We start from the raw sequence: 19,913 nt of genomic DNA, 5'->3' as shown, positions 1-19,913 counted from the left end.
TGACGCGCATAGAAAGTACGCGTATAGTAACTGTACTGGTTGGGGCGCCGCATCGCAAGTGCCGGCGCACCGGCCTCAGATCTAGTGTTGTTCGCCCAGGCGGCGAGGGGAGCAGAAGATGGCAAAGCGAGCATGGAACAAGCAGACGGCCCAGGACCGAATCGACGCACGCCTGGCGGAGGTGGAGACGGTGGAGATCCGCGAATATGGCCGCGACACCGACCTCAACGGGCTCGCCAACGGTGTGGCCTACCGAGTGGATGGGGTCCACGTCTATGTCGACATCCTCAACCTCGACGAGATGCTGGGGACGACCAACTTCGAGGGTGTCACGGTCCACCGGCGGACCCTGCGCTTCTTGAACCTGCATTTCCGCGCCGCGCGCAACATACTGCTGGACGTCGACGCCATCGAGGTCGACTTCCACAACCAGCGCCTGCACGCAGTGTTCGCCAAGCCCTACGACGACGAGGTCAAGCGCATTCACCGCGCGGTGGCCACGGCCCAGCTGATGATCGACGTGCTCGCGCGCACGGGGGAGAGCGGCGACGACCCCTTGCCGGCCGCGAAGGTACGCGTCGGCATCGACTCGGGCGAGGCGCTGGCGGTCAACAACGGGCGCCGCGGGCACCGCGAGCCGCTGTTCCTCGGCTGCGCCGCGAACGTCGCGGCCAAGCGCGCCGGCGGCGGCTCCAAGGCGGGCATCTTCATGACCAACAGCGCGCGCGCCGCAGTGGGCTGGTCCGAGGTGTCCAACGTCGACACGAGCGCGCTGACGCCCGATGAGATCCAGAAGTCCAAGGACAAGGCGAACCTGGGCATCACGGTGGACTCGGTGGTCAAGACCTGGAAGCAGGACCTCGAGAAGTTCCCCATCGGGGCCTTCGAATTCTTCGCGCACACGCCGCCGTTCGCGACCCTGGACCTCGAACTGCTCACACCGAGGAACTCGCGGCGCCAGGACAGCGCGTCGATCTATGCCGACATCGACGGCTTCACCAACTACGTCGCCGAGCGCATCGACGACGACGAGGCGGCCAAGGACGTTGTCAGGGTCCTGCACGTTCTGCGCGCCGAACTCGACGCCACGCTCCACGCGGACTTCGCCGGTCGCAAGATCCGCTTTATCGGCGACTGCGTGCACGGCGTGCTGGTTGAGGGGACCGCCGCCTCAACTGACGCCGAGGAAAGCGCGAAGAACGCGCTGCTTTGCGCCGCGGCGCTTCGCAGCAGCTTCAAACTGGCCCTCGAGCGGCTTGATGACGCGGGCGTGGACGTCGGCGCAATGGGGCTGGCAGTGGGCTGCGACTTCGGCACGCTGGCAATCACGCGCCTCGGTATGAAGGGCGAAATGGTGCGCTGCGTGGTCGGCCGGGCGGTCCTGCGCTCCGAGGAGGAGCAGCGCCGCTGCGACGGCGAGCAGACGGCAATGGGCGAGGCGCTGGCTAAGGTCGCGCCCGCGGCGTTCCGCGATCACTTCGGAACCTCGCGCCGCCGCTCCGGCTTCGAATACGACACCGCCCTCGCGGTGCTGGCCAAGGCAGAGGAGGCCAAGAAGGCCGAGGCGAGCCGCGCTGGCGGGCTGCTGCGCCCCGCGACCGCGGCTGCGGCCGCTGGTTTCTCCTTCCCGGCGCGCGCCGCGTCGCCGTCCAAGACGCCCGCGGGATTCGCTTGATGTGGTTCATCACGCGCCTCGGCAGGTTCAACCAGGAGCAGGCCGCCATCGGCGAGCTCGCGGCCGAACCATGGATCGACAACGTCAAGTGGCGGCTCGACCAAGGGTTGTTCGTGGACGCCGACCTCGTGGTCGGCGCGGTCCGGCGGCCAGTCACGCTGGCCTATCCCGACATCTTCCCGTTCGCGCCGCCGTCCGTGCGGCCGCGCGAGCAAGGTGAACGCTGGAGCATCCATCAATACGGCGCCAGTGGCGAGCTGTGCCTTGAGCACCGTGCCGACAACTGGCAGGAGCATGTAACCGGCGCCGATGTCCTCCGCAGCGCCTACCGCCTGCTTTCGACAGAGGCGGGCGAGACCGGCGACCCCGACGCGTCGCGCGTGGTGCCGTCCGCGCATCGCGTCAGCCTAGGACAGAGCCTTCGCTCGGAGCTCATGCGGCTTGTCGAGACTGAGGCGTTGGCTGCGGCGGTCGCGGCGGCTGGCGAGCCGCGAACGATGACGGCGCGCATGTTCGTTACCGGCCGCAACTGCGTGCTCTTCGTCGTCAAGATCACCGAGCCCAGCGGAGTCGAGTGGCGCGACCCCACACTCCCGGAGCCAATCGGCAGATACGCGTTCGAGAGCGGCTTCGTGGTCGCCTTGCCCTCCGGCGACGCGCGATTGGCGCACATCGATGCCGCCGCGGCCAGCGGTGCGCGGGCGCTGCGTTCGCTCCTCCTGGGTCCCGAACGCGCCTTCGAGTCCTCGGAGACGCTCGTGCTTTCGCCGCCCTCGGGTCTGCGCGCGTTCCATGTCGACCCGAAGGACAACGCCGCAATCGAATACGCCATCGTGCCGCCCAACCCCGGGCAGAGGGCCGCGCCGGGCCGCGAGGCCTTCGGTGGCAAGCTTGTGGGCGTGCTCGGCGCGGGCTCCATGGGCAGCAAGGTGGCTGCGAGCCTGGCGCGCGCCGGCGTTGGCAAATTCCTCCTGATCGACGACGACGTGCTGGGCGCCGAGAACGTCGCCCGCCACGAGCTCGATTGGCGTTCGGTCGGCGCGCATAAGGTCGACGGGCTCGCCGAGCGATTGAAGTTTTTGCGGCCGGGCGCGACGGTCGACGCGCGGAGGATGAGCCTTGGCGCACAGGAGAGCAGCGGGTCGCTCCACGGCGCGCTCGCGGCGCTCGCCAAGTGCGACTTGATTGTGGATGCCAGCGGTAGCGACGCCGGTTTCAACTATGCCGCGGGCGTCGCGGCTGAGTACGCGCGACCGATGGTCTGGGGACGCGTGTTCGCCGGCGGCTATGGCGGCATGGTGGCGCGCTCACGCCCAGGCCTTGACCCCACCCCGCTCGACGCGCGCGCGGCCATCCACACCTGGTGCGCGAACCCCGAGTTTCCGAAGCCGCCCAAGGCGACGGTCGACTACGGCGCCGAGAGGGCCGACGGAGAGCCCATGATTGCGGATGACGCCGACGTCGGCCAGATTGCGGCGAGCGTGGCGAGACTTGCCATCGACACGCTCATCGCCGCGCCCGAGCCGTCGTTCGAGCACTCCGCCTACATGATCGGGCTCCGCAAGGAGTGGATCTTTACCGGCGCATTTGACGTCTGGCCGATCGACCTCGGAGGTCCGGCGGCCCGGTCAGCGGAGCCGCTTAGCGAGGCGGAGGTCGCGAGGGCGGTGGAGGCCTTGACGGCGCTGATCCCGAAGGAGGCCGGGTGATCGAGATTGCGCTGCCGGCGAAGGTAGCGGCGAAGTTGCGTCGGGAGTTGCGGCGCGCGGGCGATCGCGAGATCGGAGGTGTGCTCGCCGGCGAGGATCTCGGCGGCGGCATCTTTCGGGTCGTCGATCTCTCGGTACAGCGATCCGGTGGCGGCGTCGCGCACTTCGTTCGCGACCCGGGTGCTCACCGTAGGTTCATGCGCCGGTTCCTTGCGCGCACGGGCAGCGACTACACGCGCTTCAACTATCTCGGGGAGTGGCACTCGCATCCGAGCTTCCCCGCGCTGCCGAGCGGCACCGACGTGCGGCAGATGCAGGGGCTCATCGAGGAGCGCGGGCAGCCGGCCAACTTCCTCGTCCTGCTCGTCGTGAAGCTTGGCCGAGGCGGCGAGATCGAGGCCACTGCGCACGCGTTCCGACGCAGCGCGCCTGTAGTGCAAGCGCGCGTGGCGCGCGAAGAGGGCGCGGCGGTCCAGGCGCCCCCAAAGACGCCGCTTGAGCGGCTCTCGTGGAAGTGGATGGCATGGCACCGCGAGGCGGCCAAGTAGCTTTTTTGAAACGAAGAACCAAGGAGGATGAAGATGACAACCACGACGCCCCTGGCGGCAGTGCCAACGATCACACCCCAAGCGCCGGCGCTTCCCCCGTTGATCGCTCCCACGCCGGCGCAGGCACAGGCGCAAGCCCCGACCGCAGCGGCCACGAAGGACCGTCTGGTCGAGGCGCGCTGGATCTTCGAGCGTCAACTCGCGTGGATCAGCGCCGCCGAGGTCAAGGTCGGCGTAGTCGTCACCATTCAGGTGGCAATGCTGGCGGGCCTTGGCGCCGCCTTCGGCGCAGCTAACAAGAAGTCGACCTGGGCGCTGGGCTCGACGACCGCCTGCGTCCTGCTCGCAGCGGTGGCAATCATCTGCGCGGCGATGGCGGTTAAGCCGCGCACCGACGGCCCCGCCAGTTCACTGCTGTTCTTCGGCAAGGTGCAGGAATTGAGCGCGCCCGATTTCACCTACCGCTTCATGAATGTCACCGATGAGGACCTTCTCGCCGATTACTCGGCTCAGATTCACGTCAATGCGCAGATCGCAAGGAGGAAGCACGATTGGGTCCGTAAGGCCGTGATGGTGTCGTTCATGTCGGCCATACCTTGGCTCTCGGCGATCGGGCTCCTCACGTTCTGACCGGGCGAACCCCCAGCGCGCGCGGCGAAGTAGTGCACGATGAGTTCTCTCGGTGCCTTTCCGGTCCCGGGCTCGCGTGCGAGTTTTGATCATGCCAGCCGACCTGTTATCCCAAGGCGATTCCGTTCTGCCCTGGCTCCCTGGTGAAACCCTCTTTAGCTTGTGCAGTCGGCAGCACCGTCTGTGGGGCTACAGCCTGTCCTCGCGTTCGACCGAGATCATGTTTGGTGGCAAGCGCCGAGGGACTCAGCATGACTTCCCGAGCGGTCTCGACGAATTCGCTCATCGAACCGAAGGACTACTCGGCTCCGCCGTTGAGATCGCTCGGCACCGGACAATGTTGAGGTTCTATCGGCCGTTCCTTGGGGCGGCCGATATCGACCACGCCGTCTGGGCTATGCGGGGTCTGGCCGTTGCGCACCTCAAGTTTCGATTGGGCCTGCTGACGAGCCGCTTTAGAGCCAACCATCCGCTGAAGGCTTGTATGGCGTGCATGCAGGCCGATCTGACCGAGCACGGCTGGGTCTACTGGCATCTCGTGCATCAATTTCCTGGCGTCTGGATGTGCCCGGCACATGGCGCGCCGCTGCGCATATCCCAAGTCAAGTCAACGGGCGTCGAGCGATTTCTCTGGAGCCGTCCTGCTGAAGCCCAGCTTGTGGATCCATGGCCAGCGAGCGATGTCGCTCAAAGGTCAGCGCTGCTTCGCCTTTCCAAACTGACGATCGCCCTGGTGGACTCCGACAGGGATGATGGTTGGTTGGATGCGGACGCTGTGCAGAACACGCTTCGCGCGAGGCTCCGGGAGCGAGGTTGGCTGACGGCAGCGGGCAACGCGCGGCTCACGGTAGCGGCAGCCGACTACCTGCAGCATTGCTCGACGCTGCGCCTTCCTGCTGAACTTGCCGGCCTTCCTTCGACTCTTGAGGAGGCGAAGGCACAGATCGGCAGAATGATCCGGGCGCTGCGCTCGGGCGTCCATCCGATCAGATTGTTGGTGGCGATCGACTGGTTGTTCTCCGGCCCTGATGATTTTCTTGCGCTTCATTTAGGTACCACTGACGTGGACACCATCCGGCCGGCCAACGAGGTCACTACGTCGGCGAGTCAGTCTGCCAGTGATCTGGCTCGTCGGGCGAGGCTAGCCGCGTTGCTGAAGTCGGGTACGTCTGCGTCTGCAGCAGCGAAGGAAATCGGCATCGATGTATCAACTGCGATGGCCTGGGCTGCGGCCGAAGGATTCCAGGTGCCGCGGCGGCCAAAGGTCTTGAAGGCAGAGGTTCGCGCTTCACTTCTGCGTTGTCTTCGCAAGGGGATGGACAAGGCCGATGCAGCGGGGCGCCACGGCATCTCTATCGAGACCGTCACACGGCTCCTGCACACGGAGATCGGGCTGCATTCGGCGTGGAAGGTGGCGAGGGTTACGGCGGCACAACGGCGCGCTCGCGGCGCGTGGCAAAAGCTGCTTCGCGACCACCCAGGGCTCGGCGTGAAGTTGCTGCGAGCCATGGACGCAGCCAGCTATGCGTGGCTGTATCGGAACGATCGCGCGTGGCTCACCTATCGCACGCCAGCAAAGGCAACGAGCCATACGAACCCGCGGCAGAACACAGTGCGGTGGGATGAGCGAGACCTATCGCTCAGCGCGGAGGTTGAGAAGGCGGTGGAGCGCCTTGCTCGACCCGGCCGTCCGTTGAAGCTTTGGCAGATCTACCAGGCCGTCCCGGGACTGAAGCCCAAACTTGCGGTACTTCACCGGCTGCCGCTGACGCAGCAGGTGATTGAACGGGCACTTGGGCGTCGTCGGGCCGGCAGCGTGGCGGATTTGCTCCAGCAGGAGCCTCCGCTCGGCTGAGAGACGGAGGTATGCGGATATGCGCTGTGATATGCTGTATGCATGCACGATGTAGCGACCGTCGCTCGCGCTCTCAGGGCAGGTGAAATCTGCAGGGAGCATGGAATCACCCAGGCCCAGATCGCCGAGGCCGTCGGCGCGAGCCAGTCGCAGGTGAGCCGGATCCTGTCCGGCCAGGGCCTCCGCCACTCCAGGCTCATGGAGGAGGTGTGCCTCTATGTCGAACAGTTCTCCGTCGGCGTCACGGCGGATGCCGTTCGTGGGAACGCTGAACTCGTTGAGGCGATCCAGGCCGCGTGGGATGGTTCGGCATCACACGCCAGGGCGCTGTCGACAGTCATCCGCTCCCTTTCGTTGCTGAGCCCAAAGGGCGAACTCGGCAGAAAGGAGGGCAGCAATGATCGAAGCTGACTTTGTCAGGCCAGAGGCGCTGCCAGATGAGCTCGACAGTTCCTACCTGGGTGCGGTGATGCGTTGCAATGGTTTTCGAAAGACGTCCGAAACTGTTCAAGCCATGGCACGCTGGGCTCGGCAGCTTGAGACCGTCGACGAAGACGTTGCCTGCGTTGAACTCTTGAGCCGAGTGGCAGGTATGTCGGTGATCGTCTTTGTCAGGCAGCACACCACTTTGCCATACAGGCGCGGCATCACCTCATATCAGCACACGCTTGAGCACGGCAGCAAGGCGAATCGGCAGATCCTGCGCCTCTCTGCGATGAGGACGGCCCGCCAGGGTGCTTACCTCTGTGAGGACTGCGTCAAATCAGACCAGGCAACGTTTGGGCGCAGCTACTGGCGGCGGGCGCACCAGCTACCGGGAATCTATTGGTGCGCAAAACACCGAATGGCGCTCCACTTGGTGGAGTCCGAGGACGCATATCTCAAGGCCCCGTCAGCATGGCTCGCCCAAGCGCAGGAGCTTGGACAGGCGTGGGTCTGCATCGCCACGCAGCACCCGATGGTCGACCGCTTCACGCGGATTTGCCTTGGACTGCTCGACACTCGGAAACCCATCGCGGTACGGGCGGTGCGCGATGTCCTTCGGGTGCCGGCACGAAACGCCGGGCTCCGCATGCATGCCAGCGGCAAGAAGACCTGCAATGAACCCTTGCTGAGCGACTGGATTGCCTCAGCCTTTCCGTCAGAGTGGCTCGCAACAATTCTTCCCGGTATTGCCAGTAAGCCAACCGGCACTATCGTCAGTCAAGTCGACGGCGTGCTGTGGATGTCCAACTCAGCGTCCTCGTCCGATGCCTATGTTCTGGCGGCATGCGTCCTCTTCGAGTCGGCGGATGAGGCGCTGCACAAGTTCATGGAAGCCGATAGGACCCAAGCGGCAACTCCGAAAGAGGAGGCCGTACTCACACCTCCGGACCTCAATGCCCTTCGTGCCCTCTATATCAAGGGCAGAGGCAGCTACGGTCGGGCGAATCGCGCAGCTGGAAGTGGGCAGTACCAAGTTCGCAAATCGCTAGGCGGAATCGGTCTGCCAACCTTAGCAATGAAGGGCGGACGATCGATGCTGGAAGCAGCTCGTGCGCTGTTGCTGGAAGAACTCGATATTGAGGAGTCGGCCGCTCAGGGTGGGGTCACCGTAGGCGAACTCTTGGATCTGATCAGGCGTATGGCCGCCCCGCTGATCGCCGCGCTGCGAGAAATGGACGTGGCCAACGAGGATCCAGCGCGCGTACCACGATCGCGGCCATCCATGCCGAATCGCGTTCAATGCGCCAGCAAAGCGGCTGGACGGCCCCAGAGTCGCGTAGCAACTGCGTAGACTACGAAGCGATCGGTGGAACGGGGCTTGACTGCCCGACCCGACCCCAGAGCCGCGACCAGAAGGTCGTGTCCTGGGAAACCAGATCTTCGTATACACGCATCCGAAGTGGGTCTTTGCTGCGGACAGCAGCAATCGCGGGCGCAAGTGGGCCGAGGTAAGTTTGGGATGCCAAGACGAAATCCGAGGTTGTCAACTTGTCGTCCGGGCGCTCCAGCGCGAGGCGATTTGCTGAAACCCACAGGGCGACGATAACTCGCGGAATGCCGCCGGACAGTTCCAGGATGAGCTTGGCCAGATCGTCGTCGACCTTGAGCTTCTGCATGGTGTACTGATAGCGCCCAAGTTGACCAAGAAATTGTTTCCTGTATGCCGGATCGTCCCATTGATCGAACACTGACAGTGAGTGGTAGCCGCCCGTTCCAAACCGCTCCAGATTGCTGAGTCGCTTTGTCAATGCTCCAATGCCGTCCGATGTACCCGAAAACAGCACGGGTATGCCCCAGGTGTTGAGCAGTTCAAGAATCCATTTCAGACATCGATCTTCCACAATGCTCAATTCAGGAGTCCCGCCTTTTCCATCCCGGCGCCGGCGTTGCTCCAGCGTGGCCAGCTTGAAGAAATTCTGGACTTCGTCCAGATGCAGAATGCCAAGAAAGTGAGAAATGGCCACTTGGCGCCACTCGTTCAGTGCCTCCATTGGATTCCTGAATCGATCGCGCTTGAGCAGGTGATCGAACCGAGTGCTTCCTGTGGCTTGCTGCCAGGCACGCATCAAGACCCGCGCGAAGTCCTCTGCGGTACCCGATGACGGGACGTCAGCTGACAGGTGTGTGACCTGAAAATGGGGATCCTTGAAACCAGGAAAGTGCCCGTGCAGAAATGTCTGGTGACGATATAGGTTCAGGCTTCGCAGGCAGCCCTGCGTCTTTCCCGTCCCAGAGGCACCTTCGACTGCTGCAGCGTGAGCCGGAATCCGAGGGTACATGCGTATGGGCAGTTCGCCACTGATGACGCCAAAGGTGCCCGGAGAGCGAGGATCGCGGTAGTGATAGCCGGACCGCACCATCAGGTCGATCGACTCAAAGAGACGCCCTTCCTCCAGTGGCGGTACGTGGAAGTCTCTCAGGCCCATCAAGTGGTGCACTCGGATATGTCGTGGCAGGTCCCTTAGGTTGATCGGCATCTTGGGCAACTCGATCAGGCGCTCCAATGCCTCCTCTCGCGAATGAATTGAGCCAAGCGGAATTTGGAGAATGTTGCCTTCATAGGGACCCAGCACGAGTTGCTCAGTCATCAGAGTCGTCACCTTGATTTGCCGAGGCCAGAAGCGAATCCATCATCGCCTCATGTTGTCGGAATGATTCATCCCGCAGTTCGTCAGCAGTCTTGGACTCAGACACTTCGGCACCGCGCGTCGCTGCGACCTCGAAGAGCCGAGCCTCCGTGAAAGATGGAGCCTTCCCAGTCGCTCGGGCTATCGCCTCTGCAGTCAACACCTTTGCCTGGTCTATTAGAGCCGTGCGGCGTGCAAGGAAGTCGATGGCGTGCATCTTGTTCGCGTGCTTGACGCCGGGCTGGGCCATGGTCTCCATAGCGAGGACGTCCATCAGTTCCTCGTAGGAGGCCTCGGGTGCAACCTTAGACTCAGCGCTGAGCTTCAAACGAAGCAGTCCTGACCCGCCAGAGTTTGGGGTCCAGATGCGGCCCATAGTCCCAGGGTAGTGATAAACGGGGACATCCCACCCCCCGAAATTACGTGCGATCGCTGTCCAGTGCGCGGCCTTAACCTCCTCCGACGAGTAGTCGTTCTTGAGGAAGCGGACGCAATCTCTGCGGACACGACCTGTGCGACGAGGCAGGAGCTCTGTGACGAGATCAGCCTCCTCGATCTGCCGCCGGAAACCAATGCCCATTTCAAATCCCATGCGCCACAGCCCAGCCGGAGATGGTTGGCATCCCGCCGCAAACATGTGAGCATCGACCCGGTGCCTTCGACACGCTGCGAGGTTGTACTCAGCGAAGAGGTCATGCAGGAATTGAACGTATTCAGGGAGCGTCAAGACGCTGTCATTTGGGTCGACCCGGCGAAGTTCAAGCTCCTGTCGCCGAAAGTCCATCGCGCCGGGCACAAAGAGGAACTGCGCATCCTTTTCGATGCGATGCAGAACTTCGGCTAAGCCCTTGAGATCTCCCCGATACGGCATGGCGATGCCGGTATGAGGAATGAGCTTCATGGCAGTTTGACGTGCCCCTTCAGACAGGTACTCTCCGCGGTCACACATCAGCTCGTAGCATAGAGATGGCTGAGGATCCAACGTCAGTATTGGCTGGTACCCCCAGGTTTCGCCGAGCAGAGCGGGGTCTGCTGACGAATTGAACAGCGAAACTTTTGCTGTATTCCAACTGGGACCCGTCAGGCAAACATAGAAACCGACGACAGCAGTCGACCAAATGTCCACAATGATGTAGACAATGGGCCTGCCAATGATCCATGCGCGGTTGAAAGAGGATCTCAAGTAAATATCACCAACCGTGGAGTCAATGGCCCATTGGCTACCGGGGCCTGGCACACCTTGCCAGTTGCGCGCAATGAGGCCGCGCAGTGAGCTATTGAAGTGCCTCTTGGTGGTCCTCTCCAGCAGCAGTTGGAGTCGCGACTTCCCTTTGGTCAGTGCCCGCTGAATTTGACGATCATTGGGATACGCGCCCATCTCGGGCTTGATCAACTCAATCTTCCCGTCAACCTGTTTGCCCTTCCCGACGAAAGCGCTAGACACGATGAGGGTGCAGCGCTTTGACCACTTTGGCTTCGGCTCAGGGATGAGTTTGTCGGCCGCTCGTATGGCGGCGGCCCATTCAATGCTCATGCCCGGCTGTTCTGGAGAATAGTCGCGCCCAAAGGCACGATTGATCCTCTGCTTGACGGTTAGCCTGCCAGCCTTCTTCCGTACGCCTGGAATGACAGGTCTATTTTTTCCGGGGGCGCCACAGTTTCTGTAACCTGTTCTGAGGCTAGATTCAATGAATCCAAACCGGCAGAGGGTAGACCACTGCTTGTAGACAAACGGTCGACTGACGGCAGCATTTTCAGTTGCCTGCTTGACAAGTCCACCCAGGCTCTCATGAACAAGGATGCTCTCCTGCATCTTCTTGACGTCCAGAAAACCAGCCATCGCCAACACACGCTTTTCATACTCGCGTTGATCCGGATCCTTCTCCGCCTCTGACTGCGGGCTCGCAAATACATGAACCTCGCGTTCAATCTGCAATTTCTGGACTACACGCTCCTTGGCCAAGCGAATGATGTCGCCGCGAATCATCCAGATGAGTTGACCTACCAGGGGCGATGGGCTGCCCTTCTTCTTCTTTGCCTGCTGCGGTGTACCTTGTTCATCCTTGCGAGACTCGGTCCTGGCGCCATCGGGATCCACAGAAGCACCGGAATCGCCGTCACATTCTGAATTGGCAGGAGACTCTGCGCGCGGCCGCCCGCCCTTGCCGCGTCTGTTCGGCGCATCCGCCTGAATGAGTACCGTCACAGTCCGGTCAATGGCCGGCGCATCCAGCACGACCCGGTAAATGCCAGGTTCGTGCGGCGTCGTAGGTTCTGGTTCCTTCAGCAGCCGGAACGTTGCGTTGTGGATCAAGAAGTCCATGCCGACCTCCTGGAACCAACCGGATTGAAAGTCCTAAACTCAGCCTCAGGCATGAGGATGAGGGGGCGGTGCGGGCGCCAGTCACGCCGCAGGTCAAGAGGAAGCTCCCCGTACCACACGGCCTGCCACAACGAGCGCTGTGCTGACTCCATGCTTCCTTGAATCGAGGCGATCGCATGTAGCACGCTGGTCTGTGAGTGGCCGCCAAGCTGACGGGCGGCTTCGATGGCCGTGCGGCGCTCCTTCTCAGAGGCCTCTCCATCGAGAGCCCAGCATGCAATCCTTCGAATGGTGAGTACGACTTCGGGTATGGACTGACTCGGGGTGATGAGGAGCCAAGTCACACCCCGACGCGCCCAGTACTCACGTTCAAGTTTCAGGAGTTGAACTTTCCTGGGGTTGTCATCGAAGCCGGATGGCTTGTACGCAATCGCAAGCAGTTCGCGTGGTTGACCGGGAGCCCTGAAGACGAGCACTAGGTCAGTTGTTAGAGTCCAGTAGGCCTCTTGCCCGTCGCCGTACACCTTAGGGTGACGAATACCCAACTCAGTTGCAATCTGGAGAGTGCCTGGTAGAAGGGAATTTGGGTCCCGTTCGCAGTACGCTGCCAAGAGGTGCGGCGCCGGGTCCACGTACAGCTTGCACTGTTCCAGGCAGTCATCCAAGTTGGGCAGCATCGTCGCAAAGAGTTGTGGGCCTAGTTCGCCGTCGGACAACAGATGTCTCAGGCGTCCGCGCCATTTCAATAAGTGACTGCGGCCTGAACTTGCAGGGTCACCGCGGGTGACCTGATGCCATGGAAGGGCCTCGGCGTAGGTGCCGGTGCCGCGGCCCTGGCGCTCGAATCGTGCAAGGACTTGCGGGGAGAAGCGCTTGGCGGTTTTCATGGACCCCCCATGCGGCTCGAGGCGAGTCGAGACCACAAGAGCGGGGACGCCACCCGGCTTCGTCTACTGCGCACCCGGAGGAGCGCAAGTTCAGTCAGAACTTGCGCTCAGGGTGACAAGACAGAACTGGAATCAGCGTCCAGGAGTGTTCGCGGCTAAGGCGCGAACAAATCCACCCCGTGTGGCCCTGACCTGATAACCTTCGTTCTGCCGGTTGCGAAGGCGGTTTGTCTGAGCTACCCGGACGGCGGGGCTTCGAAAGGGGTCTCGCCGTTCGTTATTTCATGGCTTCCTCCGTCAAGCTTGTCCTGATCGCAGCGACCTGCCGAGTCGACAACTGATGGCCCAACCGCGAGATGTCTCGGAGGAGGTCGGCGACGTGTCGTGGTGTGGCGCGGCTGATCCGGAGACCGAGCGACTGCCTCTCTGCACGGGCGGCGTGTTTGAGCAAGTCAGCTTCTGGCGCGTTCGGGCCCAGCGCCCAACTCAGTCGATGAAGTACTTCGCCTGATGGAGGCGGTCGTCGTCCGTTCTCGATCTCGCTGACGATTGAGAACGCGACACCAGCCCGACGTGCAAGCTCTCGTTGCGTCAGGGCACGCCGGGTTCGCGCGTCGAACAGGATCGCGCCAAAGGATTTGGAGTCTCGTCGCGCGGGCGAGACAACGCCCGCGGCAGAGGTCGCCGCTTTGGGTTTCGGGTCAGTCTGTTCGTGCACGCAGTGAGGACGGAAATCCATCCCACTGTGCACAGTCTCGACACACAGGTCTAGGCAGAAACTCAGGTACGTTTTCCGTACCAAGTCCCCGCTGCAGGGCGTTTACGATGGCGCCTGTCATGTATACCGACCTTGCCGTCTTCTCCAACGCGTTTGACAGCCCGGCGGATCTGCCAGTTGTGCAATTGGTTGGTCCGGACCTCGCGAGCTTGACCAAACGTGAGGCGGCACGCCAGATCGAACGATGGCAGACCCAGGCGTTGACACAGGCTCTCTTCAACTCGTGGCAGGTGAGTAACGGTTACCAGCTTGAGCAGAAGCTGATGACAGAAATCTCTCACCTCGACTTTCAGATTGATCGACCTCGGTTGTTCCATCGCATGTTGGCAAGCGGTGAGCCGGCGGTTTTGCGTGAGCTTGCGCGGAACGACTCGAGCAGCGCACCATGGATACGGCGGGCCCTGTCACGCGCTCCAGAAGTAGAAGACCTCTTGTACGAGCCTACATGGAGACTGCTCGATCCGACGCCCATGAGCCACATTGAGTGGCATCTGGCTGCCGAGACGATGCAGCGGCTCGCCATGTCGGTGCTGGAGCGGCGGGAGAAGTTCGCAGCCTGGGTTGTGGAATTGCCGATCGATCAGGAAGGTCGTGAGGCCTTGGAATACTTCATTCCCCGATCCCATGGTTCATCAAGATGGGGCCTGCTTCTGACACTGCTTCAACTGCGCCGGTGGGAGGTACACGGAAATCTGATCGCCTACTACCTTCAGTTGCTCGAGGTAATCGAGCGATGCATTGTTCCAGTCCCAGATCCTGACTTCGCGTTCATGCTCCCAGCACTCAAGGACTACTTGACTGCGTGCTTTAGCCGGATTCATGTGGGACCTACCCACCCTGGGAACGTCGAGTACCAACTCGCCAGACTCATGAGGGCAAGGAAGGCGTTCATCGTGGTCAGGGGAGATCTGGCAAGTGGCGAGCCGAGCGTCATTCGCTCAAATGGAGCAGGCTCACTGCCGACGGTCTTTGACATCGGCACCGCAGGCGAGTCGTGAGCAGCACTCCGACCAAGGAGTACGGCGTGGTTGCCGACGCTAATAGTTGCGTAGGCGCCACATTCACCAGAAGCCGTAAGTGGAGGACCCTCATGAAATTGACTGAGAAGCTTGAGTTGGCGCAGTGGATGAGGGACGTCGTGGTCCCCGTGGTGCGCGCGAAAGGAAAGCGCCACGCGGCAGAAGTGAGGTAAGCGGTCAGTCAACCGCGTCCTTGCGCTGTGCGCCGGTCATTGATCAGCGATCGGCCGCGGCAATGCGCCAGGGCAGCAGGGCCTCGTAGTCTTCGACGGTCTTGGCTCTGGGCAGCGCAACCAGCAACGCACTGAGGTAGCGGTAGCCATCGATGGCAGCCGACAGATATCGTTCGAGTGGCGCATGGTCCCTGGGTTCAGAGCCTGACTAGTTTGGTGAACCCGGAGAGCTGAACAAGCTCGCGAGCGAAGGCGGTGACATGGCGGCTGCAGACTGCCAGCAGCCGTTCGGTTCTGGCGGACGAATGTCGGTGCACGCCGATACCTGCCGCTCAGGGTTCGCCGGGCCAGTTGGCCGCTCTGATCAGATACCTGCCGTTCGTCCCCAACTTTGTGGATAAGTGGTGAGGCCACTAGGTCACCGCATCCAACGACAGCTCCCATGTTTCGCGAACGGGTGCTGCCGACCCAAACCGGCCGGTCAGGTGCCCCCCAGCCTGCCTGACACTGGGACCGACTTCTTCCGGGCTGTGAGTCTACGAAGCCGCCGTTCGCGGCCACCTAGAGCCGGCCATGAGCTGTCACTCAGTTCATCCGCACAAAGCCGTCATTGATGCTCAATTTCCGCATTCGAACGCGCATAGCCAACTTGCGTTGCTGCGAGTTGATCAACCCGTCAATGCGGTATTCGATAGACAGCAACTGGGTTCAATCCAGGTTACTGCCGGGCTTCCAAACGGCGCGTGCGAGCCGCATCAAGTTGCCACCGAGTACGGCTTGCAGGTCCGCATCGCCGTAACCCCAGTTCTGCAGTGTCTCCACGATACCTGGCAACTGTTCCGGTGCCACCATGCGCATGCCCTTCACGTAGCCCAGTTCAGCCGGAAAGGTGTGGCCCATCTTGGCCAGGTAGTCATCCAGCTCTTGGGTGTCGAACACATAGTCCAGGCCCAGTGCCACGTGCTGCGGCCCGACCAGCTGCGCCACATGGTCGATGTGGCGGGCAAAGGTCTCGCTGCTGTTGTCGTTCTGGCCCAGGAAGCTGCCGATGCCATTGATGCCCACCACGCCGCCGGTTGCGGCGCAGGCTCGGATCAGGTCGTCGGGGATGTTGCGCGGGTGCGGATGCAACGCGCTGGGGTTGCTGTGCGAGAAGATGACGGGCCGGGTCGCCACGTCGAAGACATCTCGAACCGTCCGGTGCCCGGTGTGGCTGCAGCAGACTTGCATGCCAACCCGCTCCATCTCTGCGACGACTTCGCGGCCAAACGCCGTCAGACCGGTGTCTTCGTCCTGACAGCCCCCGCCGACACGGTTGTTGTTGTTGTAGGCCAGCAGCATCCAGCGCACGCCCAAGTCGTAGTACAGCGACACCAGACTGGGCTGGTCGGCCACCGCGTTGGCGCCTTCGATGTCGAATCCGACCGCCAGCCGGCCCGTGGCATGCGCCTGCTCGACGTCCTCGGCGGTGCTCAGCAGGATGTATTCCTCGGGCCGTGACCGGATCCAGTGGCGCAGGCTGGCCAAGGTGCGCACGTGCTCTTCGATGCCCATGTCGCCGAAACCCACATTGAGCATCACCGCACTCATGCCGGCTGCACGGTAGCGCTGCAACTGCGGGAGGAAGGATGTGTCGTGAGGGCGTGCTACCGGCATGCAGCCGTGGTTGTCCCAGACGATGCTCTGGCGCAGCAAGGCTGCCGCTTTCTCTCGGGCTGGCTTGGGTGTCGGGTTCATGCAGAGCGAACCATAGGCCAGCTCGGGCCTGGATGGGTTAGGCTCTGAACACGGAAATTTAGGAGTACCGAACGCATGCCCAGCCGTGCAGCAAAGCCCACCGAAGACGCCTGGTCGCCGCTGGACTTCGACCAGGAAGCCTTTCGCGCCGGCGCCAGTGAACATAGCTTCAAGCGCTTTGCACGCCAAGGCGTGCGCACCTTGCATGCTCACGAAGGCGGCAGCGGCACATCGGACACCGTGCGCCTCGACCAGGACCTGCTGCTGACGGTGATCAACTGCGTGCTGCCTCGCACCACACGCTGGCGCTACGACACCGATGAGGCGTTGATCATGCTGCGCGCATCGCTGTGCTGCGATGTCGCCTTTGAGGTGGGCAGTTCGGCACAACTGGTCTTCAACCGTCCGGAAGTGACGCTGGTGTGCCTGCCCAAAGGCCGGCCGCAAACCGTCGACATCGCAGGCGGCGTCCGCCAGCAGGGCCTGGTGGCCATCTTTCGTGCGTCAGCCTTCGCGGCGCGCTATGGGCTGCTGCCGGGCGATCTGCCGCCTTTGGTGCGAGACGCGGTCACCGGATCGGCCGAGGTCGGTCGCATCGCGTCGTTTCCGCTCGACCATCGTTTGGCTGCGCTGCTGGCCGACACCATCGACACACGCCTGGAAGGCGAGATGCGCGTGTTGCAATACGCCGGCCGCCTGGCTGAACTGGTGGCCTACACCCTGGACGCCATGCAGCATGTGCCGCTGCTGCGTGGCACTGCGCTGAACCGGCTGCGCGACGTGGAACTGGCGCATGCCGCCTTGGCCCGGCTGGAGCACAGCTATCGAAAACCACCGCTTTTCGCCGAGCTGGCCAGCGAAATCGGCACCAACCAGAACAAGCTCAAGGCCGTCTTCAAGGAAGCCTTTGGCGTGACGATGGCGGAGTACTGCCTGGAGCGCCGGATGCGCGAGGCGCAGCAACTGTTGCTTGCCGCCACGCTCACGATTGCCCAGGTCGCCGAGCGCGTGGGCTACGGGCACCAAAGCAGCTTTGCGGCGGCATTCAGCGGCCATGTGGGGATGTCGCCGCGCCAGTATCGACAGCACCGCGCGCCCTTCAACCTGTCGCTGAACGCAGGCGATGTGGGCGACCCTGCTCGAACCTAGGGTTCACCCGATCAGGCAGGCCATGCGAACGCGAGGTCGTGCCGATCGCCTAAATCTTTGGTGCAAGTTCAAATGCTGCCGGTTTGACGGGCCCCTATCGTGGCATGGAGTCTTCAGCCCACCTGCCCAAAGAAGGACCCGCACCATGACAAGCCCGCAACGCTTTCCCTTTCGCTTGACCGGCCTGGGAGCCGCCCTCGCCGTGGCGGGTTTGATGGCATCGCAGCCAGCCGCGGCGCAGCAGTCGCCGGCAGACAAGGCTGACGAGGACCGCACGCAAACCATCGTCATCTCGGCCAACAAGCGGCTCGAGAAGCAGCGCGAGGTGGCCGGCACGGTGTCGGTGTTGCAGGGCAGCGATCTCGAGCGCCGCGGTGCGCGCGACCAGGAAGACTTTCTGAAGCTGACGCCCGGCGTCCAGCTCAACCGAGGCGATCCCAACGGCAGTGGCATCACCATCCGGGGCCTGAGCAGTCAGGCCTCACCCGAGAGCGGCGGTGCGCAGCAGAACGCGAGCGGCTCGTACCTGGAAGACGTGCCCCTGGCCTCGCCCATCTTCAAGGGTGTGGTGACAGACATCCTGCCCTTCGACCTGGACCGCATCGAGGTGCTGCGCGGGCCGCAGGGCGCACTGTTCGGTTCGGGGTCACTCGGCGGCGCGGTGCGCTATCTGCTGGCCAAGCCAGAGCTGAAAGCCTTCGGTGCCGCGGTTCAGGTGGGGACCAGCAGCGTGTCGCAAGGCAAGACCGCGGCGTCGCTGTACGGCATGGTCAATGCGCCTCTCGGTGACGCGGCGGCGCTGCGCGTGGTGGCCTTTGATCGAACCTCACCGGGTTACATCGACAACAAGGGCACCAACACCCAGGACGCCAACGAAGTGCGCCAGACCGGCGGCCGGGTGCTGGTCACCGTGAAGCCCTTGCGTGAACTGACGGCCACCTTCTTGGCCAGCACGCAGAAGACCAGGCAGGACGACTTCAGCTATGTCTTTGGTGACCCGAAGAGGCTGGAACACGACAACCCCACGCTCGGCCGCGGCAGCTCGCAGTTCGACTTCTCCAGCCTGACGGTGGACTACGACCTGGGCGGCGCGATCCTGACGTCCGTCACCGGCTACTGGAAGACCAAGACCAACGCCAATGGAGACGACACCCGGCTGTTTGGCACGCTGGGGCTGCAACTGCCGCTGGTGGCGCGTATCGCCGCCAGCAGCAGTGACGCCAAATCGCAGGAACTGCGCATCAGCAGCAAGCCCGGTGGCGCGCTCAGCTGGGTGGCTGGCGTGTTCTACCAAACCAACAAGGGCAACAGTGCGGCCAAGCAAAGCGACGCCACGGCAGCGTTTGGCGTCGTGGACCTGGTGGACTTGAAGACCACCTCGAAAGGCACGGAGAAGGCGGCCTTCTTTGACGGCGAGTACAGCCTGGGCGGCGGCTGGAGCGCAGGGCTGGGTGGCCGTGTCTACAAGACCAGCACCTCGTTCCAGCAGACCGGTTCGGTCTTCGGTGCCCCGAGCAACGGGCCAGTGCTGGCCGGCGGCGACAGCGGCAACACGCCCAAGGTCAGCGTCAAGTACCGCTTCGGAGACAACATGTGGTACGCCCTGGCTTCCAAGGGCTACCGTTACGGTGGCGTGAACGAAGGGCCGCCGCAGTCGACCTTCAAGTCCGACAGCCTGTGGAACTACGAGACGGGTGTTCGCCTGTCGCCGGCAACGGGTGTGCAACTGGACCTGACGGCCTTCCTGCTGGACTGGACCAACGCGCAGTTCACCTACTTCGAGCAGCGTGGCCAACTGGCCTTCTCGGGCATCGGCAATGTCGGCAAGGCCCGCAGCACCGGGCTGGAAGCCGCGCTGCGCTGGCGCATCAACCCGGCCTTCGACGTGGCGGCCTCGCTGGCCAGCATCGACGCCAAGACCACCAAGGACGTGCAGACGCTGGCGGGCCGCAGACCCGTGACCATCGCCTCCGGTGCGCGGCTGCCAGGCACCGCCAAACTGCAGACCGCCCTGCAGGGCAATTACCGCTTCACGGGTCCGCTGGGCTCGGCGGGGCGGTTCAACATCACGCACACGCATGTCGGTGAACGTGTGATCGATCTCACTGCGTTCTACAAGGCGCCCGCCTACGACACGGTGGACCTGGGCGTGAACTTCAACAAGGGCAACTGGACCCTGGCGGCAGGCCTGAGCAACCTGGCCGACAAGCGGGGCATCATGAACATCCAGGGCACACCGGACGGCAACCAGGCCTTCCAGCAGTACTACCTGCAGCGCCCCCGCACGCTGGATTTCTCGGTGCGCTACGACTTCTGA

At 62.9% G+C, this 19,913-nt stretch carries 16 protein-coding genes; 10 read left to right on the top strand and 6 right to left on the bottom strand.

Features of this window, described 5'->3' with window-relative positions; translation table 11 throughout:
- Positions 1-118: 118 nt before the first annotated feature.
- The 7 genes from EOINJALH_RS04265 (at position 119) to EOINJALH_RS04235 (ending at position 8,194) form a co-directional block, all read left to right on the top strand.
- Positions 119-1,675 carry a transcriptional regulator gene (locus EOINJALH_RS04265; protein WP_088279074.1) on the top strand — a complete coding sequence of 519 codons (1,557 nt, stop codon included), beginning with the start codon at positions 119-121 and terminating at the stop codon, positions 1,673-1,675.
- A complete protein-coding gene (locus EOINJALH_RS04260; RefSeq protein ID WP_088279073.1) occupies positions 1,675-3,384 on the top strand; it encodes a ThiF family adenylyltransferase in 1,710 nt (569 codons plus the stop codon). The genes EOINJALH_RS04265 and EOINJALH_RS04260 overlap by 1 nt, the downstream gene beginning before the upstream one ends.
- Positions 3,381-3,932 (top strand): Mov34/MPN/PAD-1 family protein, encoded by a 552-nt coding sequence (locus EOINJALH_RS04255; protein WP_088279072.1) that lies wholly within the window; start codon positions 3,381-3,383, stop codon positions 3,930-3,932. The genes EOINJALH_RS04260 and EOINJALH_RS04255 overlap by 4 nt, the downstream gene beginning before the upstream one ends.
- Positions 3,933-3,965: 33 nt before the next feature.
- A complete protein-coding gene (locus EOINJALH_RS04250; protein WP_144289858.1) occupies positions 3,966-4,562 on the top strand; it encodes a Pycsar system effector family protein in 597 nt (198 codons plus the stop codon).
- A gap of 91 nt (positions 4,563-4,653) precedes the next feature.
- Positions 4,654-6,417: a TnsD family Tn7-like transposition protein gene (locus EOINJALH_RS04245; RefSeq protein ID WP_088279070.1), complete on the top strand. Its 1,764-nt coding sequence runs from the start codon at positions 4,654-4,656 to the stop codon at positions 6,415-6,417.
- Between the two features lie 42 nt (positions 6,418-6,459).
- Positions 6,460-6,828: a helix-turn-helix transcriptional regulator gene (locus EOINJALH_RS04240; RefSeq protein ID WP_088279069.1), complete on the top strand. Its 369-nt coding sequence runs from the start codon at positions 6,460-6,462 to the stop codon at positions 6,826-6,828.
- The gene (locus EOINJALH_RS04235; RefSeq protein WP_088279068.1) at positions 6,815-8,194 is read left to right on the top strand and encodes a TniQ family protein; all 1,380 of its coding nucleotides are present in this window, start codon (positions 6,815-6,817) and stop codon (positions 8,192-8,194) included. The genes EOINJALH_RS04240 and EOINJALH_RS04235 overlap by 14 nt, the downstream gene beginning before the upstream one ends.
- Before the next feature lies 1 nt (position 8,195).
- On the opposite strand, the gene EOINJALH_RS04230 is transcribed toward EOINJALH_RS04235, so the two are convergent.
- The 4 genes from EOINJALH_RS04230 to EOINJALH_RS33435 form a co-directional block, all read right to left on the bottom strand.
- On the bottom strand, positions 8,196-9,491 hold the full coding sequence (locus EOINJALH_RS04230; RefSeq protein ID WP_088279067.1) for an AAA family ATPase: 1,296 nt from the start codon (positions 9,489-9,491) through the stop codon (positions 8,196-8,198).
- A complete protein-coding gene (locus EOINJALH_RS31025) occupies positions 9,484-11,853 on the bottom strand; it encodes a transposase (protein WP_144289857.1) in 2,370 nt (789 codons plus the stop codon). Before EOINJALH_RS31025 ends, EOINJALH_RS04230 begins: the two co-directional genes overlap by 8 nt.
- Positions 11,841-12,740, bottom strand: coding sequence for a TnsA endonuclease N-terminal domain-containing protein (locus tag EOINJALH_RS04220; protein WP_088279065.1), 900 nt, complete (start codon positions 12,738-12,740; stop codon positions 11,841-11,843). Before EOINJALH_RS04220 ends, EOINJALH_RS31025 begins: the two co-directional genes overlap by 13 nt.
- A gap of 277 nt (positions 12,741-13,017) precedes the next feature.
- Positions 13,018-13,479, bottom strand: a complete 462-nt coding sequence (locus EOINJALH_RS33435; RefSeq protein WP_088279064.1) for a helix-turn-helix domain-containing protein — start codon at positions 13,477-13,479, stop codon at positions 13,018-13,020.
- Positions 13,480-13,577: 98 nt separating this feature from the next.
- Here EOINJALH_RS33435 and EOINJALH_RS04210 point away from each other — a divergent pair, with 98 nt between their 5' ends.
- Positions 13,578-14,516 (top strand): hypothetical protein, encoded by a 939-nt coding sequence (locus EOINJALH_RS04210; RefSeq protein WP_144289856.1) that lies wholly within the window; start codon positions 13,578-13,580, stop codon positions 14,514-14,516.
- Between the two features lie 237 nt (positions 14,517-14,753).
- Here EOINJALH_RS04210 and EOINJALH_RS33430 read toward each other — a convergent pair whose 3' ends face one another.
- Both EOINJALH_RS33430 and EOINJALH_RS04205 read right to left on the bottom strand, forming a co-directional pair.
- Complete coding sequence (locus tag EOINJALH_RS33430) at positions 14,754-14,864, bottom strand: transposase domain-containing protein (protein WP_404872731.1); 111 nt, start codon at positions 14,862-14,864, stop codon at positions 14,754-14,756.
- 554 nt (positions 14,865-15,418) lie between these two features.
- Positions 15,419-16,447, bottom strand: coding sequence for a dipeptidase (locus tag EOINJALH_RS04205; RefSeq protein WP_158219646.1), 1,029 nt, complete (start codon positions 16,445-16,447; stop codon positions 15,419-15,421).
- Between the two features lie 75 nt (positions 16,448-16,522).
- Between EOINJALH_RS04205 and EOINJALH_RS04200 the strand changes: the two genes are divergently transcribed.
- The gene (locus EOINJALH_RS04200) at positions 16,523-17,596 is read left to right on the top strand and encodes an AraC family transcriptional regulator (protein WP_088279062.1); all 1,074 of its coding nucleotides are present in this window, start codon (positions 16,523-16,525) and stop codon (positions 17,594-17,596) included.
- 145 nt (positions 17,597-17,741) lie between these two features.
- Positions 17,742-19,913, top strand: a complete 2,172-nt coding sequence (locus tag EOINJALH_RS04195; protein ID WP_158219645.1) for a TonB-dependent receptor — start codon at positions 17,742-17,744, stop codon at positions 19,911-19,913.

Source organism: Ideonella sp. A 288 (genome assembly GCF_002198735.1).
Lineage (GTDB): Bacteria > Pseudomonadota > Gammaproteobacteria > Burkholderiales > Burkholderiaceae_C > Pseudaquabacterium.
The sequence above is the reverse complement of the archived record's forward strand: the minus strand, read 5'-3'. Positions and strand labels throughout refer to the sequence as shown.

Coding starts and splice junctions, on each gene's coding strand:
- EOINJALH_RS04235 (WP_088279068.1), top strand. CDS start 6,815: ATGATCGAAGCTGACTTTGTCAGGCCAGAGGCGCTGCCAGATGAGCTC.
- EOINJALH_RS04265 (WP_088279074.1), top strand. CDS start 119: ATGGCAAAGCGAGCATGGAACAAGCAGACGGCCCAGGACCGAATCGAC.
- EOINJALH_RS04250 (WP_144289858.1), top strand. CDS start 3,966: ATGACAACCACGACGCCCCTGGCGGCAGTGCCAACGATCACACCCCAA.
- EOINJALH_RS04245 (WP_088279070.1), top strand. CDS start 4,654: ATGCCAGCCGACCTGTTATCCCAAGGCGATTCCGTTCTGCCCTGGCTC.
- EOINJALH_RS04220 (WP_088279065.1), bottom strand. CDS start 12,740: ATGAAAACCGCCAAGCGCTTCTCCCCGCAAGTCCTTGCACGATTCGAG.
- EOINJALH_RS31025 (WP_144289857.1), bottom strand. CDS start 11,853: ATGGACTTCTTGATCCACAACGCAACGTTCCGGCTGCTGAAGGAACCA.
- EOINJALH_RS04200 (WP_088279062.1), top strand. CDS start 16,523: ATGCCCAGCCGTGCAGCAAAGCCCACCGAAGACGCCTGGTCGCCGCTG.
- EOINJALH_RS33435 (WP_088279064.1), bottom strand. CDS start 13,479: ATGGATTTCCGTCCTCACTGCGTGCACGAACAGACTGACCCGAAACCC.
- EOINJALH_RS04195 (WP_158219645.1), top strand. CDS start 17,742: ATGACAAGCCCGCAACGCTTTCCCTTTCGCTTGACCGGCCTGGGAGCC.
- EOINJALH_RS04260 (WP_088279073.1), top strand. CDS start 1,675: ATGTGGTTCATCACGCGCCTCGGCAGGTTCAACCAGGAGCAGGCCGCC.
- EOINJALH_RS04230 (WP_088279067.1), bottom strand. CDS start 9,491: ATGACTGAGCAACTCGTGCTGGGTCCCTATGAAGGCAACATTCTCCAA.
- EOINJALH_RS04210 (WP_144289856.1), top strand. CDS start 13,578: ATGTATACCGACCTTGCCGTCTTCTCCAACGCGTTTGACAGCCCGGCG.
- EOINJALH_RS04240 (WP_088279069.1), top strand. CDS start 6,460: ATGCACGATGTAGCGACCGTCGCTCGCGCTCTCAGGGCAGGTGAAATC.
- EOINJALH_RS04205 (WP_158219646.1), bottom strand. CDS start 16,447: ATGAACCCGACACCCAAGCCAGCCCGAGAGAAAGCGGCAGCCTTGCTG.